This window comes from Pseudomonas sp. BT76 TE3572 (assembly GCF_050435365.1).
In the GTDB taxonomy this organism is placed as follows: domain Bacteria; phylum Pseudomonadota; class Gammaproteobacteria; order Pseudomonadales; family Pseudomonadaceae; genus Aquipseudomonas; species Aquipseudomonas fluorescens_W.
In genome coordinates this window covers 5,110,993-5,127,677 of sequence record NZ_JBNDKE010000001.1, presented here as the reverse complement: position 1 = coordinate 5,127,677, position 16,685 = coordinate 5,110,993, and the positions used below count along the sequence as shown (strand labels likewise).

15 protein-coding genes are annotated in these 16,685 nt (G+C 59.0%); 13 read left to right on the top strand and 2 right to left on the bottom strand.

Going from position 1 to position 16,685, the window contains the following annotated elements; translation table 11 throughout:
* Positions 1–152: 152 nt before the first annotated feature.
* The 3 genes from ABH912_RS23220 (at position 153) to ABH912_RS23210 (ending at position 2,350) form a co-directional block, all read left to right on the top strand.
* Entirely contained in the window at positions 153–428 is a 276-nt protein-coding gene (locus ABH912_RS23220; RefSeq protein ID WP_429511761.1) for a DUF3077 domain-containing protein, read from the top strand.
* A 372-nt stretch (positions 429–800) separates the two neighbouring features.
* On the top strand, positions 801–1,544 hold the full coding sequence (locus tag ABH912_RS23215; RefSeq protein WP_429511760.1) for a HipA family kinase: 744 nt from the start codon (positions 801–803) through the stop codon (positions 1,542–1,544).
* Positions 1,541–2,350, top strand: coding sequence for a DUF3037 domain-containing protein (locus ABH912_RS23210; RefSeq protein WP_429511759.1), 810 nt, complete (start codon positions 1,541–1,543; stop codon positions 2,348–2,350). Before ABH912_RS23215 ends, ABH912_RS23210 begins: the two co-directional genes overlap by 4 nt.
* A gap of 118 nt (positions 2,351–2,468) precedes the next feature.
* Here the strand turns inward: ABH912_RS23210 and ABH912_RS23205 are convergent, their stop codons facing one another.
* Both ABH912_RS23205 and ABH912_RS23200 read right to left on the bottom strand, forming a co-directional pair.
* The gene (locus ABH912_RS23205) at positions 2,469–3,116 is read right to left on the bottom strand and encodes a peptidase M41 (protein WP_429511758.1); all 648 of its coding nucleotides are present in this window, start codon (positions 3,114–3,116) and stop codon (positions 2,469–2,471) included.
* A 174-nt stretch (positions 3,117–3,290) separates the two neighbouring features.
* Entirely contained in the window at positions 3,291–5,645 is a 2,355-nt protein-coding gene (locus ABH912_RS23200; RefSeq protein WP_429511757.1) for a glucose/quinate/shikimate family membrane-bound PQQ-dependent dehydrogenase, read from the bottom strand.
* A 175-nt stretch (positions 5,646–5,820) separates the two neighbouring features.
* On the opposite strand from ABH912_RS23200, the gene ABH912_RS23195 reads away from it, so the two are divergent.
* The 10 genes from ABH912_RS23195 (at position 5,821) to ABH912_RS23150 (ending at position 16,622) form a co-directional block, all read left to right on the top strand.
* Positions 5,821–6,282, top strand: coding sequence for an Lrp/AsnC family transcriptional regulator (locus tag ABH912_RS23195; RefSeq protein WP_008067391.1), 462 nt, complete (start codon positions 5,821–5,823; stop codon positions 6,280–6,282).
* A gap of 156 nt (positions 6,283–6,438) precedes the next feature.
* On the top strand, positions 6,439–8,121 hold the full coding sequence (locus ABH912_RS23190; RefSeq protein WP_429511756.1) for a flavin monoamine oxidase family protein: 1,683 nt from the start codon (positions 6,439–6,441) through the stop codon (positions 8,119–8,121).
* Between the two features lie 12 nt (positions 8,122–8,133).
* On the top strand, positions 8,134–8,928 hold the full coding sequence (locus ABH912_RS23185) for a carbon-nitrogen hydrolase family protein (protein ID WP_033056230.1): 795 nt from the start codon (positions 8,134–8,136) through the stop codon (positions 8,926–8,928).
* Between the two features lie 48 nt (positions 8,929–8,976).
* The gene (gene pqqF, locus ABH912_RS23180; protein ID WP_429511755.1) at positions 8,977–11,409 is read left to right on the top strand and encodes a pyrroloquinoline quinone biosynthesis protein PqqF; all 2,433 of its coding nucleotides are present in this window, start codon (positions 8,977–8,979) and stop codon (positions 11,407–11,409) included.
* A gap of 155 nt (positions 11,410–11,564) precedes the next feature.
* The gene (gene pqqA, locus ABH912_RS23175) at positions 11,565–11,639 is read left to right on the top strand and encodes a pyrroloquinoline quinone precursor peptide PqqA (RefSeq protein WP_009045898.1); all 75 of its coding nucleotides are present in this window, start codon (positions 11,565–11,567) and stop codon (positions 11,637–11,639) included.
* A 75-nt stretch (positions 11,640–11,714) separates the two neighbouring features.
* On the top strand, positions 11,715–12,626 hold the full coding sequence (gene pqqB, locus ABH912_RS23170; RefSeq protein ID WP_429511754.1) for a pyrroloquinoline quinone biosynthesis protein PqqB: 912 nt from the start codon (positions 11,715–11,717) through the stop codon (positions 12,624–12,626).
* 32 nt (positions 12,627–12,658) lie between these two features.
* Entirely contained in the window at positions 12,659–13,411 is a 753-nt protein-coding gene (gene pqqC, locus ABH912_RS23165) for a pyrroloquinoline-quinone synthase PqqC (protein WP_429511753.1), read from the top strand.
* A complete protein-coding gene (gene pqqD / locus ABH912_RS23160) occupies positions 13,408–13,683 on the top strand; it encodes a pyrroloquinoline quinone biosynthesis peptide chaperone PqqD (protein ID WP_008024193.1) in 276 nt (91 codons plus the stop codon). The genes pqqC and pqqD overlap by 4 nt, the downstream gene beginning before the upstream one ends.
* Entirely contained in the window at positions 13,676–14,830 is a 1,155-nt protein-coding gene (pqqE, locus tag ABH912_RS23155; protein WP_197281730.1) for a pyrroloquinoline quinone biosynthesis protein PqqE, read from the top strand. Before pqqD ends, pqqE begins: the two co-directional genes overlap by 8 nt.
* Positions 14,796–16,622, top strand: coding sequence for a prolyl oligopeptidase family serine peptidase (locus tag ABH912_RS23150; RefSeq protein ID WP_429511752.1), 1,827 nt, complete (start codon positions 14,796–14,798; stop codon positions 16,620–16,622). The genes pqqE and ABH912_RS23150 overlap by 35 nt, the downstream gene beginning before the upstream one ends.
* Positions 16,623–16,685 lie beyond the last annotated feature (63 nt).

Here is a 16,685-nt window from a genome sequence, read left to right as displayed (position 1 = left end):
TTTACGCCTGCAATCCCTGTGTCATGGTGGCTGTGCGTGGGACGTCTTCGGACGTGCCGGTTTCCTAGGCTCCCGGTTTCCAACCTGCGCACAGCTGCCACCCATTCGCTTGGAAACGAACGTGGCAGCTCCTCAAGCTTAGGAGATATACCATGAGCAAAACAGACTCGTCCCAACCTTCAGAACTGAAAACCATCGGCTTCACCCCGTTGATTTTTTGCTCGAATCAAGCGTTGTTCAATGTCCGCGCCGGCGTCCCTATCAGCGACGCGCTGGCACAGGCTTCTGATTTTCTATTCTTAGCCAAAGCGCTTGCTGTGGATGCCGCCTACGCAAAAGATACCGACCGCCACGCCTGGGCCGCGCACTATCTGACGGCAATGAGCAAAGCGGTGATTGATGATGTGGTGAAGGTGCTGACACGGTGACCTGCTCGGACTGCGGCGAAGTCCGAAAAATAGCGGCAAACAAGCCGTGGGATTCCCCAAGGCATGTCGGACCGCCCTAAAATCTAGAAACGCGTAACACTGGCAAATCCGTTTGATAGACAGCAAAAAGCCCCGGTGCTTTCGGATCGGGGCTTTCTGTAAATCTAAATATCGGCCTCTTATACCTTCGCATCAAACAAGAGCAAGCGCGCACTAATCGATTATTTTGGCGCAGCAGAGTGTCCCAAATGCGCTATCAATCTCACGTATAGATCTTATCTACGCAACGCCCCTAAAAAATCACTACAGGGCATGGTGCAGCAGGATGCAGACCAGTATGGTCTGGCAAGATAATTTATAACGGAGCCGGGAATGGCCGCGGTTAACTACATAGAAGCGGTTGAGATCATCCGGCGACTGGAGGGTGGAATCACGCGCCCCTTCCTGTGCCGCGCCAGCAATGACAAACACTATGTGGCCAAGGGATTGGAATTGCCTCCCTCCGAGCGTATTGCCGAACTGCTATGCGCCCGCCTCGCCGCTCAATTCGGCTTACCAATCCCCGAGCATGGCTATATCTACATTGACCCTGCCCTGCTGCGCTACAATTCAGAAGCACGCAGCGATCTTGGGCCTGGGGATAGCTATGCCCTGGCCTATGTCGCGGACGCTGCTGACCTGTTGTACTCACAAGCACTGCAGGTTCCGAGCGACCTGCAAAAAGCCGTTTTCGTCTTTGATTACTGGGTAGGCAACGGTGATCGTCAGTTAGGGCCATTGGGCGGTCGCCCCAATTTGCTGATGTGTGGCCTCGATAATCAGCTGCAGCTGATCGATCACAACCAGGCGTTTCAATGGCCGCTGGATGCTGAAAAGTTCTCGGAAAGCCACGTATTTGGCCCGAGCAATCGGACATGGCACCTAGATCTGGTCGACAAAGTTGAATACAGCCAACGGATGCACGACACTGCTAGGCAGTTTCGTGGCCTATGCTTGGACATACCCGATGAATGGTGTGAATCCATTGGCAAACCGGGGCTCGACATTCTGCTCGAAGAAATCGAAAGTAACCTGATGCTCTGTCAATCGGACGAGTTCTGGAGCGTCCTACAATGAAATACGCCTGCCTTTACAGCATCGTGCGCTTCGCGCCTTTCGCCGAAACCGAAGAATTTGCCAATGTCGGCATTGTTCTCTCGGCACCAGCTATCGGGCGCATGGAGTACAGGCTCGCCCGTAAAAACCTGAAACGGGTCAATCATTTCTTCGAGTGCAGCAATCTCTTCGCCAAGGCTATGGAAATAGCCCAGGACGAATTGGATAGCGTTCGCCTCATGACAACAGAAGCCCAAGAGTCGCAGATCGTTAACCACTTTCGTTTCCTGACCGAGCCGAAGGAGTCATTGATTCGCTTCAGCCCCATGCGATCGATCTTAGTGGAAAACTTCGACACGACCCTTGCAATGCTGTTTAGCCGCTATATCGAGCGCCAAGGCATAGGGCGTGATCGTCGTGAAGAGATTATGGTTCGAGAAATTCGAACAATGTTCTCGGAAGCATCAATCCGCAATTTCCGCGACGATACCCTGACCGGTGATCTGACCAAACTGCACCTGCCCTTGGTTCACCGAAATGAGGTAGTAGCCGCTATCAAACCCTTAGCTTTTGATCAGGCCGAACCAAGCGCAATACTCGACCACTGCGATCAGTGGCTGATGAAGTTTGTACGCGCCGAACAAGAAGGGATTATTCAATTGAAAAACGTCCTGATCCCCGTAACCACCCCAGCTGAAAATCAGTCGCCTCGCCACCTCAAAGCGGTGCAGATCGCCAAGGCTAGCATCCAGGAACGCGGATTGCAGTTGGTCGACTTTCAGGCCACCCAGGCAATCGCCGCCTTCGCGCAGAACTACGCGCAGTAGTCTCACGCGAAACGCTCACGCTTTAAAATACGCCTCGACTTTTCGGGGCTTCCAAAGCGTAATCGGGTAGCTGCTGCAATTACACGCCCTCTACAGCGTCCGGCGGCGACCTACATGCTTACGCCCAAACACTTAACGCCGGAATAGCCTGCACGGGCCGCAGCCGCTCAAGCATTGCACCCGTCAACACGACCTCATACGTATCCGCCGCCCTACCCCACTGCTCCACCATGACCATGCCGTCGACCAGCACGCTTCCCAATCCGGTAATCGTATCGGCCAATGCCTCTACGATTTCTTGAGTCCGAAACCACACGCGGTCAGTTATCTCTTTCAGCTCAGCCGTTATGCGATCAGACGACGCGGGATCCGTATCGGGGCAGGCGATATTGCGCAGCAAGTGCCGCAGCTCCCTTATTTTTGCGTAATCCTGTTCCGCACCAAACTCTCCTTTGAGGATGGCTGTCGCCTTCGACTTATCAACGCGTTTCTCGGGCGAAGGCTTTGAAGCTAATGTCTGCCCCATAGCGCCAGCAAACAGGACCATCATCCGAGCTTCCAGATGTTCCTTTATGGCTTCCATTGACGAAATTGACCGCACCAAGCTAATGGCCGCCCCGCCTTGATGCCTTAAGTCCATGGTCACTGTCAGGGTCACGCCGCCTGTTTCAAATCCCAAGGCTCGGGCAATGACGTAGTGCGCCATTTCGTGATTGGCAATCTGCAATGCATGTTCCCGCACAGCGGAAGGCATCTTCCTCGTCATTTCCATCGCCTCGTGTCAAAGCCCTGTTGCGCATTCGACTATGAGTTACTGTTGATGTCCATCCTGGCGACCTGGTCAGGGTCGGACGGGGGTGGCAGAGCTTTTGAGCGCTTAATCCGCACAACTAAAAAAGCCGCGCAATTGCGCGGCTTTTTCGTACCTGCGATTCAGCCTTTACTTGGGTAACGCGTACGCAATCACGTAATCCCCACGGTCCGTCGACTGACGCGCACCGCCAACGGTGAGCAGGATGTACTGCTTGCCGGTCTTGGGAGAAACGTAAGTCATCGGGCCGGACTGACTACCGACGGGCAAACGAGCTTTCCAGATCTCATTACCATTACCCGTATCGAAGGCGCGCAAGTAGAAGTCCTGAGTGCCAGCGAAGAACAGCAGGCCCGACTGGGTGGCCAGGGAAGCGCCGAGGGTCGGCATGCCGATCGGGATCGGCAGGTGCATGCGGATGCCCAGCGGGCCGGTGTCTTGCACGGTGCCGACCGGGACTTGCCACATCAGTTTGTGGGTCTTGAGGTCGATGGCGGACATCGTGCCGAACGGTGGTTTCTGGCACGGAATGCCCGCCGCCGAAAGGAAGCGTTCCCGCATCGCACCGAACGGCGTGCCTTCCTGTGGCACGACGCCCATTTCAATACCACTGGCCCCGGCGGCGATCTTGTTGCGCGGGATCATGTAGTTGGCCAGGCCCAGGCGCATGTCGTTGACGAACATGTAATTGGTGTTCGGATCAACCGAGACGCTGCCCCAGTTCATACCGCCCAATGAACCCGGGAATTGCAAGGCGCGGTCCATGCCCGGTGGTGTGTAGACGCCTTCGTGGCGCATGCCTTTGAACTGGATGCGGCACATCAACTGGTCGAACGGTGTCGCGCCCCACATGTCGGACTCGGTCAGTGTCTTGTTGCCGATTGACGGCATGTCCACCGAGAACGGCTGGGTCGGCGAGTAGCGTTCGCCGGGCACATTGCCCTGAGGCACCGGGCGCTCTTCGACGCGCGCGATCGGCACACCGGTTTCACGGTTGAGCAGAAAGATCTCGCCCTGCTTGGTGACTTGCGCCAAGGCCGGCTGCATTGCGCCCTTCTCGTCAGGGAAGTCGTACAGCAGCGGTTGCGCAGGCAGGTCAAAGTCCCACAGATCATGGTGAGTGGTCTGGAAATGCCAGCGCACCTGACCGGTCTTCACGTCGATGGCGACGATCGACGAGTTCCACTTGTCGTCAAATTCCGTACGTTGGCCGCCAAAGAAGTCCGGGGTGGCATTGCCGGTTGGCAGGTAAACCAGACCGAGTTTTGCGTCGTAGGACATGGCCGACCAGACGTTGGGGGTGCCACGGGTGTAAGTCTCACCCGCTGGCGGACGTTTGGCGGTGTTCGGGTTGCCCGGATCCCACGCCCAGACCAGTTCACCACTGCGCACATCGTAGGCCCGGACCACACCGGGCGGTTCGCCGGTGGAATAGTTATCGGCCACGCGACCACCGACGATTACCACGTCACCTGCGACCAATGGGGTCGAGGTTTGTTGGTAGTAGCCGGGCTTTACTTCGCCCATATCGGTTGTCAGATCGACGGTGCCTTTGTTGCCAAACTCCTCGCAGGGTTTGCCGGTTTCAGCATTGATCGCGATCAGACGCGCATCGCCGGTCGGCAGAAACAGACGTTTCGTACAAGCCGTTGGCTGGTTGTCCGAGGACACAGGGGTTTCGGTATAACCCAGACCCCGGCAACGCTGCCAGTTTGGCGCAGTGCCTTGCGGGTCGAACTTCCAGCGCTGGGCGCCGGTGTCGGCATCGAGGGCGAAGACTTTACCGTAGGCGGTGCAGGTGTAGACCGTGTCGCCGATTTGCAGCGGCGTGTTCTGGTCCTCGGCACCGGCGCCAGTACTTTGCGGGATGTCGCCGGTGCGGAAGGTCCAGGCCACTTGCAGCTTGTCGATATTGCCTTTGTTGATCTGGTCCAGCGCGGCAAAGCGGTTGCCAGCGGTGGTATTGCCCCAATGGGCCCAGTCTTTCTGCTCGGTGCCAGGCGCGACCGGTATCACCGCAGGCTCGCTGCTGGCCTTGACCACATGGGTCGGCACAAACATGTAGGCCAGCGTTACGACGACACCAACGCCCAGAATACCGGCCAGGCCGTAAGCGCCACGGCCCGCGGTCGCGCCCGAAGCACGTACCAGCGTCGGATAGATCAGCGCGACAACCAGACCGATCACGGCAAACGTCAGCACTCGCGAGACCAACGGCCAGTATTCCAAACCGGTGTCCCACACTGCCCAGATCGCGGTGAGGATCAACGCCAAGGCATACAGCCACGCACCGTGCGGTTTACGGCGGGCGATCATCAACCCGGACACCAGCATCGCCAGGCCCATCAGCAGGAAATACCAGCTACCGCCGAGCGAGACCAGATAGCCGCCGCCACCGGCCAGGCCGAGCCCGATCAACGCAATCAGGACACCCAGCCCCGACAGCAACCATTTGCCGCCGCCGGCAGCCCCAGAATTATTCATGTCGGAAATTTTCCCCATTTGTGACAAGCGCGGAATAATGTACTACCTAGTTACTTATGGCAATTTGTCGCAGGTAAAAATGTCCTGAACGGTACTGAAGGCCAGATCAAACATCCGCTGCGCGAGCCGTGCTGTAACATGCCAACCCATTGATCTGTGCCGCTGGAGACGCCCCTTGCCTGACACTCGCCCGCCCGTTCTTGACGAAATCGATCGCCAATTGATTGCAGCCCTGCAGATCAATGCCCGCGAAAGCGTGGCCATGCTCGCGCGACAATTGGGCATCGCCCGCACCACCGTGACTTCGCGATTGGCTCGACTTGAAAAGGCCAGGGTAATCACCGGTTACGGCGTGCGTCTGGGCCAACGTGTCGTGGATGGTGGCTTGCAGGCGTACGTCGGGATTACGGTGCAGCCGCGCTCGGGAAAAGAAGTGTTGCGACGTCTCAGCGCGATGGCTCAGGTGCAGCAGTTGTGTGCGGTCAGTGGCGAATTTGATTACGTGGCGTGGTTGCGCACAGACTCACCTGAGCAGCTGGATCAGTTGCTGGATCAGATCGGCAGTGTGGATGGTGTTGAGAAGACTACGACCTCGATCATTCTCAGCAGCAAGATTGACCGCGGCCAACCGGTTTAATCCAATCTGATCAACACACTCGTCAAATTGCAGCATTAACTAGCAAAACGACGACACATTGCGTCTTATTAACGTGTTCTACGCTCTCTAGAATGGCTGCCATCTTTTCCTATACTCAGACGCGCACTCCGCGTCCGGTCGCCAGCAAGGTCAGCCATGAACAAGAACAATCGCCATCCTGCAGACGGTAAAAAACCAGTCACCATTTTCGGCCCGGACTTTCCCTTCGCCTTCGACGACTGGATCGAGCACCCGGCCGGTCTGGGCAGCATCCCTGCGGACAACCATGGCGCTGAGGTCGCGATCGTCGGTGCGGGTATCGCAGGTCTGGTGGCCGCGTACGAATTAATGAAACTGGGCCTAAAACCTGTCGTCTACGAAGCCTCGAAAATGGGCGGCCGTCTGCGCTCCCAGGCATTCAACGGCGCTGAAGGCATCATCGCCGAACTCGGCGGCATGCGCTTCCCGGTGTCGTCCACTGCGTTTTATCACTACGTCGACAAGCTCGGCCTTGAAACCAAACCTTTCCCGAACCCGCTGACCCCTGCCTCGGGCAGCACGGTGATCGACCTCGAAGGCCAGACTCATTACGCACAGAAACTGGCGGATCTTCCTGCACTGTTCCAGGAAGTCGCCGACGCCTGGGCCGACGCGCTGGAGGCCGGTTCGCAGTTCTCTGACATCCAGCAAGCGATCCGCGACCGGGATGTGCCGCGCCTCAAAGAGCTGTGGAACACCCTCGTTCCGCTGTGGGACGACCGCACCTTCTACGACTTCGTTGCCACTTCCAAAGCTTTCGCCAAACTCTCGTTCCATCACCGCGAAGTGTTTGGTCAGGTCGGTTTCGGTACCGGCGGTTGGGACTCGGACTTCCCGAACTCGATGCTGGAAATCTTCCGCGTCGTCATGACCAACTGCGACGATCACCAGCATTTGGTGGTCGGCGGCGTGGAGCAAGTGCCATTGGGGATCTGGCGTCATGTGCCGGAACGTTGCGTGCACTGGCCGGAAGGAACCAGCCTCAGCTCCCTGCACAACGGCGCTCCGCGTACCGGCGTGAAAAAAATTGCCCACGCGGCAGACGGACGCTTTGCCGTCACCGACAACTGGGGCGACACCCGCGAATACGCAGCGGTGCTGACCACCTGCCAGAGCTGGTTGCTGACCACCCAGATCGAATGCGACGAAACCCTGTTCTCGCAAAAGATGTGGATGGCCCTCGACCGCACCCGCTACATGCAATCGTCGAAAACTTTCGTGATGGTCGATCGGCCATTCTGGAAAGACAAGGATCCGGAAACCGGCCGCGACTTGATGAGCATGACCCTCACCGATCGCCTGACCCGCGGCACCTATCTGTTCGACAACGGCGACGACAAGCCGGGCGTGATTTGCCTGTCGTACTCATGGATGAGCGACGCGCTGAAAATGCTCCCGCAGCCTGTGGAAAAACGCGTGAAACTGGCGCTGGATGCGTTGAAGAAGATCTACCCGAAAGTCGACATCGCGGCGCGGATCATTGGCGATCCGATCACCGTGTCCTGGGAAGCCGACCCGCATTTCCTCGGTGCTTTCAAAGGCGCCCTGCCCGGCCATTACCGCTACAACCAGCGCATGTACGCGCACTTCATGCAGGCTGACATGCCCGCCGAGCAACGCGGGATTTTCATCGCCGGCGACGATGTTTCGTGGACGCCTGCGTGGGTCGAAGGCGCGGTGCAGACCTCGCTCAATGCGGTGTGGGGCATCATGAAACACTTCGGCGGTGAAACTCACGCCGAGAACCCGGGTCCAGGAGATGTGTTCAACGAGATCGGTCCGATCGCCTTGCCCGAGTAAGAGGAATCCGAAATGCGCGTAGCCCTTTACCAATGTCCACCGCTGCCCCTGGATGTCGCAGGTAATCTACAACGTCTGCACCAATTGGCGCTGGAGGCCAAGGGCGCGGATTTGCTGGTGCTGCCGGAGATGTTTTTGACCGGCTACAACATCGGCCTCGATGCCGTCAGCGTGCTGGCGGAAGTGCACAACGGTGAGTCGGCGCAGCAGATCGCGCGCATCGCCAAGACGGCCGGGATCGCCATTTTATATGGCTATCCCGAGCGCACCGAAGACGGTCAGATCTACAACGCCGTGCAGTTGATCGACGCCAATGGCGCACGCCTGTGCAACTACCGCAAGACTCACCTGTTCGGCGACCTCGATCACTCGATGTTCAGCGCCGGACCGGATGAGTTTCCGCTGGTTGAACTCAATGGCTGGAAGCTCGGTTTCCTGATCTGCTACGACCTGGAGTTCCCGGAAAACGCCCGACGCCTGGCCCTCGCCGGCGCCGAGCTGATTTTGGTGCCGACGGCGAATATGATTCCTTACGACTTCATTGCCGACGTCACCGTCCGCGCCCGGGCCTTCGAAAACCAGTGCTATGTGGCTTACGCCAACTATTGCGGCAACGAAGGCGAGATCCAGTATTGCGGCCAGAGCAGCATCGCCGCACCGGATGGCAATCGCATCGCCCAGGCGGGCCTCGATGAAGCACTGATTGTCGGCGAGCTGGATCGTCAGTTGATGGTCAATTCCCGCGCCGCCAATCGCTACTTCCTCGATCGCCGCCCCGAGCTTTATGGCGAGCTGAACAAGCGCTGAGCCCTCGTTATCCGCTAGCATTAGCGCTTCTCTGCTCTGGAAGTGCTCATGCCTGCGCTGAATCACCCTCGCCCTCACACTGAAACCCTGGCCAACGGCCTGCGGGTGACGCTGCGTCATGCTCCCGATTTAAAGCGCAGTGCTGCGGCGTTGCGCGTCGCGGCGGGCAGCCATGACGTGTCGCTGGCCTGGCCCGGGCTGGCGCACTTTCTTGAACACCTGCTGTTTCTCGGTACAGAACGCTTTCCCGCAGACCAAGCATTGATGGCCTACGTCCAGAGTCATGGCGGTCAGGTGAATGCGCGGACCAGCGAACGCACCACGGATTACTTTTTCGAGTTACCGCCGCAGTCGTTTACCGGGGGACTGGAGCGTCTGTCGGACATGCTCGCTCATCCGCGTATGAATCCGGACGATCAGCGGCGGGAACGGGAAGTGCTGCACGCAGAATTTGTTGCATGGTCTCGAGATACGACCGCTCAGCAGCAATTCGCGCTGTTCGACGGCCTTTCAGCGGCGCATCCACTGCGGGCGTTTCATGCCGGCAACCGCTACAGCCTGCCGGTGCCGCAACCTGAGTTTCAGCAAGCCTTGCAGAGTTTCTATCAGCGTTTTTATCAGACCGGGCAAATGACCTTGAGCCTGACCGGGCCGCAGAGTCTCGATGAGTTGAGGGCGATGGCTCAGCGCTTTGGCGCTGCTATTCCCATAGGGGAAAAGGTCCCGCAACAAGCGCCTCCATCGCTGATGGACTCTTCGGACAAAAGTTATCAACAGGCTGGAGCGCGTCGACTGGATCTGCTGTTTGCCTTCGAAGCGTTGCCCGATTCATCGCCCGAGGCGCTGGCATTCCTGTGTCATTGGCTGAACGCCGCGAAACCTGGCGGTCTGCTGGCGCAATTGCGCGAGCGCGGGCTGGCTGACAGCCTGAAAGCTGCGCCACTGTATCAATTCGCCGGCCAGGCTTTGTTGCACATCGAGTTCACGTTGCCTGCCGACGCGGCGCCCAACGGGATCCGCGAGCAGCTACTGGATTGGCTTGGATTCTTTGCCTCACAGCAACCCTGGACCGGTTTGCGCGAAGAGTACGCCGCCCTGCTCCAACGCCAACAGCAAGTCAGCGGCGCCCTGCAACTGGCTCGACTGGACAGCGAACAGCGTGAAACAGAGTTATCCGAATCGGGCCTTGCAGCCCTCAAGGAAGTCCTGGAACAAATCGGCGCTGTGGATAACTTCACCACCCAATGGCAACTGCCTACACCTAATCCGTTTTTACGCGCCGAGGCTCCGGCCCCGAGTGCCGGACTGATCCGCGGCCAGACCAGCAAACACCGAGGCTTGCGGACCTTTGCCCAGGATCGCTCACGCGGTCGTCGTGAACGGTCACCCATGCAGTTCAGTCAGGCGTTGCCGGATAACAGTGCCGAAGGTGCCGTTTACCTGCGCTGGCGTCTGGACTCGGCACCTCGCAGCAACCTTCAGGCGAACCTGGAAAACCGCCTTCAGCCGTTGCGTGAAGACGCTTGTCAGGCAGGTGTCGATTTTTCCTTCAGCGCATCGGGCAATGAATGGCTGCTGAAAATGACCGGGCTACAGGAGCCGATGCCGACCGTCCTCGAACATGCGCTGAAAGAACTGACAACACCTGATGCCGGTTTCTCGCAAGAAGAGCCGCCGAGCGCTGCATTGATGCCGATTCGACAGTTGCTTAAAGCGCTGCCCGATCATTGCCTTGAGCGCACCGCTGACTCGGACGACTTGGCTCGACTTTGGTCGAGCGCACGCTGGGATGGTCTGGCGACCGGCCTGTCCGCCCAGACACAAGCGGCGATGGGCCTTGCCTTGAGTCGTGTGCCCGGTACTGCGGACAATCAACTCACGCCGCCCTCGCTGATAAACGCGCAGCATCTCTGGAGCGCTGTCGACACCGGGTCCAGCGAACACGCGTTGTTGCTCTTCTGCCCGACGGCAACCGCAAACATCGCTAACGAAGCCGCCTGGCGCTTGCTGGCTCACGTCTGCCAGACGCCGTTTTACCAACGCCTGCGGGTAGAACTGCAGCTCGGTTATGCGGTGTTCAGCGCCCTGCGGCAGATTCATGGGCAGACCGGATTGTTGTTTGGCGTGCAATCACCCAGCGTTGCCCCTCTGGATCTGCTGGAACACATCGAACATTTCCTGAGCGGATTGGCCGGGATGATCGAAGACATCAATGACGAGACTTTCATCGACCAGCGCCAAGCACTGGCCGATCAATTCGATAGCGCGGCACTGCCCACTGCGCAGGCTGCCGAACTGCTCTGGCAGGGCAAACTGGCCGGCCGCTGGTCGGATTATCTGGAGCTTCTACCTCAGACGATTCTGATGATCGACCGCGAAACGTTACTGGCCGCAGTACAACGACTGAATCAGGCCGAAGGCGGTTGGCGCTGTCTGGCCAGCGGACCGTGCCCTGGCTCGCCTTGGCAAGCGGCAAAGTGATCATTACCGGTGCTGCAATTAGCTTTCTCAAAGATTCCAGGCCAATCGCCGTGTAATTTTGAGTAACATAGCCACCTAACTATCTGAACATCTCCGGCTGGAGGTGGACTATATGTATAGATCTCAACTGTCCCATCACCTGAAGGAGCGCTTCTATGTCCTGGTCCAAACCTGCTTACACCGACCTGCGTATCGGCTTTGAAGTCACCATGTACTTCGCAAGCCGCTAATCTTTTTGTAGCGCAGTGCAACGCCTCGGCTCGCCGAGGCGTTTTTATTTTCAGTTTTCGAATGACGGAGCGGCCATGTTTGTCCAGATTCTAGGTTCCGCCGCCGGCGGTGGTTTCCCCCAGTGGAACTGCAACTGCGTGAACTGCGCCGGTTTTCGCGATGGCAGCCTGAACGCCAAGGCGCGGACCCAGTCGTCCATCGCGATTTCCGATAACGGCGTGGACTGGGTGTTGTGCAACGCATCGCCGGACATCCGCGCCCAACTCCAGAGCTTCGCCCCCATGCAACCGGGCCGCGCCCTGCGCGATACCGGCATCAACGCGATCATCCTGATGGACAGCCAGATCGACCACACCACCGGCCTGCTCAGCCTGCGCGAAGGTTGCCCGCACCATGTCTGGTGCACCGACATGGTCCACGAAGACCTGAGCACCGGTTTCCCACTGTTCACCATGCTGACCCACTGGAACGGCGGGCTGACCTGGAACCAGATCGAGCTCGACCGCAGCTTCACCATTCCGGCCTGCCCGAGTCTGCGCTTCACCCCGCTGCCGCTGCGCAGCGCCGCACCGCCGTACTCGCCGCACCGCTTCGACCCGCACCCCGGCGACAACATCGGCCTGATCGTTGAAGACCTCAACACCGGCGGCAAACTGTTCTACGCCCCGGGCCTGGGCAAGGTTGACGCACCGCTGCTGGAGATCATGGCCGGCAGCGATTGCCTGCTGGTGGACGGCACGATGTGGGATGACGACGAAATGCAGCGCCGTGGCGTCGGCACCCGCACCGGCCGGGAAATGGGTCACCTGGCACAGAACGGCCCCGGCGGCATGCTGGAAGTGCTGGAGCAGCTACCCAAACAGCGCAAAGTGCTTATCCACATCAACAACACCAACCCGATTCTCGATGAGGATTCGCCGGAGCGAGCAGAACTGGCTCGGCGCAATGTTGAAGTGGCTTACGACGGCATGAGTATTGTGCTGTAGGGATTTGCTCCCACAGTTCCCGGAGAACCGAAATGACTGACACAGCAATGTCCCCCGCCGAGTTCGAAGCGGCCCTGCGCGCCAAGGGCGCCTATTACCACATCTATCACCCGTACCACATGGCGATGTATGAAGGCCGGGCAACGCGCGAGCAGATCCAGGGCTGGGTGGCCAACCGTTTCTATTATCAGGTGAACATCCCGCTCAAGGACGCCGCGATCCTCGCCAACTGCCCCGACCGCGAGATCCGTCGTGAGTGGATTCAGCGCCTGCTCGACCATGACGGCGCCCCCGGCGAAGACGGTGGCATCGAAGCTTGGTTGCGTCTGGGCCAGGCCGTCGGCCTCGACCCGGATCAGCTACGTTCGCAGGAATTGGTACTGCCCGGCGTGCGATTTGCCGTCGATGCCTACGTCAACTTCGCCCGCCGTGCCAGTTGGCAGGAAGCCGCCAGCAGCTCGCTGACCGAACTGTTTGCGCCGCAGATCCACCAATCGCGCCTGGACAGCTGGCCGCAGCATTACCCGTGGATCGACCCGGCTGGTTACGAGTATTTCCGCACCCGCCTGGGTCAGGCACGTCGCGACGTGGAACACGGCTTGGCGATCACATTGCAGCACTACACGACGCGGGCCGGCCAGGAGCGCATGCTGGAAATTCTCCAGTTCAAACTGGACATTCTTTGGAGCATGCTCGACGCCATGAGCATGGCCTACGAACTGAAACGCCCGCCGTATCACAGCGTGACCGAGCAACGGGTCTGGCATAAAGGAATCACCTTATGAGTTTTGATCGCAGCAAGACCCCGACCTGGCGTCCCGGCTACCGCTTCCAGTACGAACCGGCGCAGAAAGGTCATGTGCTGCTCTACCCGGAAGGCATGATCAAACTCAACGAAAGCGCCGCGTTGATCGGCGGTTTGATCGACGGCGAGCGTGACGTCGCGGCGATCATCGCCGAACTGGACGCGCAGTTTCCCGGCGTGCCCGAGCTCGGTGACGACATCGAGCAATTCATGGAGGTCGCCCGTGCTCAGCACTGGATCGAACTTGCCTGATTCCGCGTCAGACACGTTACCGCCCAAACCGGAAATCGGCCTGCCGCTGTGGCTGCTGGCCGAGCTGACCTATCGCTGCCCGCTGCAATGCCCCTACTGCTCCAATCCGCTGGACTTCGCCGAGCAAGGCAAAGAGTTGAGTACCGAGCAGTGGATCAAAGTGTTCCGCGAAGCGCGGGAGATGGGCGCGGCGCAGCTGGGCTTCTCCGGCGGTGAACCGCTGGTGCGCCAGGACCTCGCCGAGCTGATTGCCGAGGCGCGCAAGCTGGGTTTCTACACCAACCTGATCACCTCCGGCATCGGCCTGACCGAGCAGAAAATCAGCGACTTCAAGAAGGCCGGCCTGGACCACATTCAGATCAGCTTTCAGGCCAGCGACGAGCAAGTGAACAACTTGCTGGCCGGCTCAAAAAAGGCCTTCGCCCAGAAGCTGGAAATGGCTCGCGCGGTGAAAGCCCACGGTTATCCGATGGTGCTGAACTTCGTGACCCATCGGCACAACATCGACAAGATCGACCGGATCATCGAGCTGTGCATCGCCCTTGAGGCGGACTTTGTGGAACTCGCCACGTGCCAGTTCTACGGTTGGGCGCAGCTCAACCGGGTCGGTCTGTTGCCGACCAAGGAACAACTGGTTCGCGCTGAACGCATCACCAATGAATACCGCGCCAAACTCGAAGCCGAAGGGCATCCGTGCAAGCTGATTTTCGTCACCCCTGACTATTACGAAGAACGCCCGAAAGCCTGCATGAATGGCTGGGGCAGTATTTTTCTGACGGTCACGCCGGACGGAACTGCTCTGCCCTGTCACGGTGCCCGACAGATGCCGGTACAGTTTCCCAACGTGCGCGACCACAGCATGCAGCACATCTGGTACGACTCGTTCGGCTTCAACCGCTTTCGCGGTTACGACTGGATGCCCGAGCCGTGTCGCTCCTGTGACGAGAAAGAAAAAGACTTCGGCGGCTGTCGCTGCCAGGCGTTCATGCTCACGGGTGACGCGAGCAACGCCGACCCGGTGTGCAGCAAATCGGAACATCACGGCGTGATCCTCAAGGCCCGCGAAGAAGCCGAGCACGCGACCCATACCATCGAACAATTGGCCTTTCGCAATGAACGAAATTCACGACTCATCGCTAAAAGCTGAACCCTTCAGCGCTGCCAAGGCTGTTGCGGCCGGCATCGACTTCGCCGAGTTGCAAGTCAGCCAAAATGGCTTGTTCTGGAACGAATACCGCCCCGAGGACGCCGCCTGCCGAATCTGGCATTGGCGTGACGGCCAGGCGCACTGCCTGACGCCTGTGGGCTTTAGCGTGCGCAGTCGGGTGTACGAATATGGCGGTGGAGCGTTCTGTCTGACCGATGACGGGATCGTGTTCGTCAACGAGGCGGACCAACAGCTGTATCGGCAGTCACTGGCCGGCGAGACGCCTGAGTTGCTGAGCTCAGGCGAATGCCGATACGGTGATCTGCAGTTCGCTAACGGGCAGGTCTTGGCGGTTGAAGAAAACCGCGACCGGCATCGTCTGGTGGCTATCGATGTGGCTGACGGTGTACGTCATCCGCTGGCCGAAGGCGCCGATTTCTATGCCGCGCCGACATTAAGTCCCGACGCGCAACGACTGGCGTGGATCGAGTGGAGCCGCCCGGATCAGCCATGGACCGCGACTCGTCTGATGATTGCAGAACGCCAGAGCGATGGCAGTTTTGCTCCACCGCGTTGCGTGGCTGGCGGAGACGCCGAGGAATCGCTGCAACAACCGAGGTTCGATACCCGCGGCCGTCTGTTTTGCCTGACAGATCGGGGCGGCTACTGGCAGCCTTGGGTGGAATCGGCAGACGGTTTGAGTCCGCTGCCGAGTGCCGCCGCTGATCATGGACCAGCGCCGTGGCAGCTGGGTGGCTGCACCTGGTTGCCGCTGAACGAAGGCCGCTATCTGGCGAGCTGGACCGAAGACGGGTTTGGCAGACTGGGTATTTGTGCTGACGCTGGTGAAGATTTCACGGGCGATTACAGCCGCTTCCGGTCTCTCGCACTGGATGAGCAGTTCATTTACTGCATCGCCGCTTCGCCAGTCAGTTCATCGTCAGTCATTGCCATCGACCGCCAGACCCGGCAGGTCAAAACACTGGCTGGCGGTATTGCACCGTTGCCTGCCGAGCAGATCAGCGTTCCGCAAACCCTGCGTTACCCAAGCGGTTCGGGCGAGGCGCACGGTTTCTTCTACCCAGCAATGACCGGTGATGTGAAACCGCCTCTGGTGGTGTTCATCCACGGAGGCCCGACTTCGGCCTGCTACCCCATGCTCGATCCGCGTATCCAGTACTGGGCGCAACGTGGTTTCGCCGTGGCCGACCTCAACTACCGCGGCAGCAGTGGCTATGGCCGGGCTTATCGGCAAGCGCTGCATTTGAGCTGGGGCGAAGTGGATGTGGAAGACGCCTGCGCCGTCGTCGCTCATCTTGCCGAACGCGGACTGATCGACGGCGACAAGGCGTTTATTCGCGGTGGCAGTGCCGGTGGTTACACCACTCTTTGCGCATTGGCGTTCCACAACGTCTTTCGCGCCGGCGCCAGCCTGTATGGCGTCAGTGATCCTGCGGCACTGGGCCGGACGACTCACAAGTTCGAAGGCGATTATCTGGATTGGCTGATTGGTGATCCGGTGCAGGATGCCGAACGCTACGCCGCTCGAACGCCGTTGCTGCACGCGGGCAACATCAGTGTTCCGATGATTTTCTTTCAGGGTGAACTGGACGCAGTGGTGGTGCCGCAACAGACCCGCGACATGGTCACGGCGCTAGAGGACAACGGCATTCTGGTTGAAGCGCATTACTACGCTGACGAACGCCATGGCTTTCGCAAGGCCGGCAATCAGGCCCATGCGCTGGAGCAGGAGTGGTTGTTTTATCGAAGGGTGATGGCGTTGGCGGACTGAGATCGCAACGTTCCATTCGCGGGCAAGGCTTGCCCGCGAAAGCCATCTATCTGACGCCGCGAA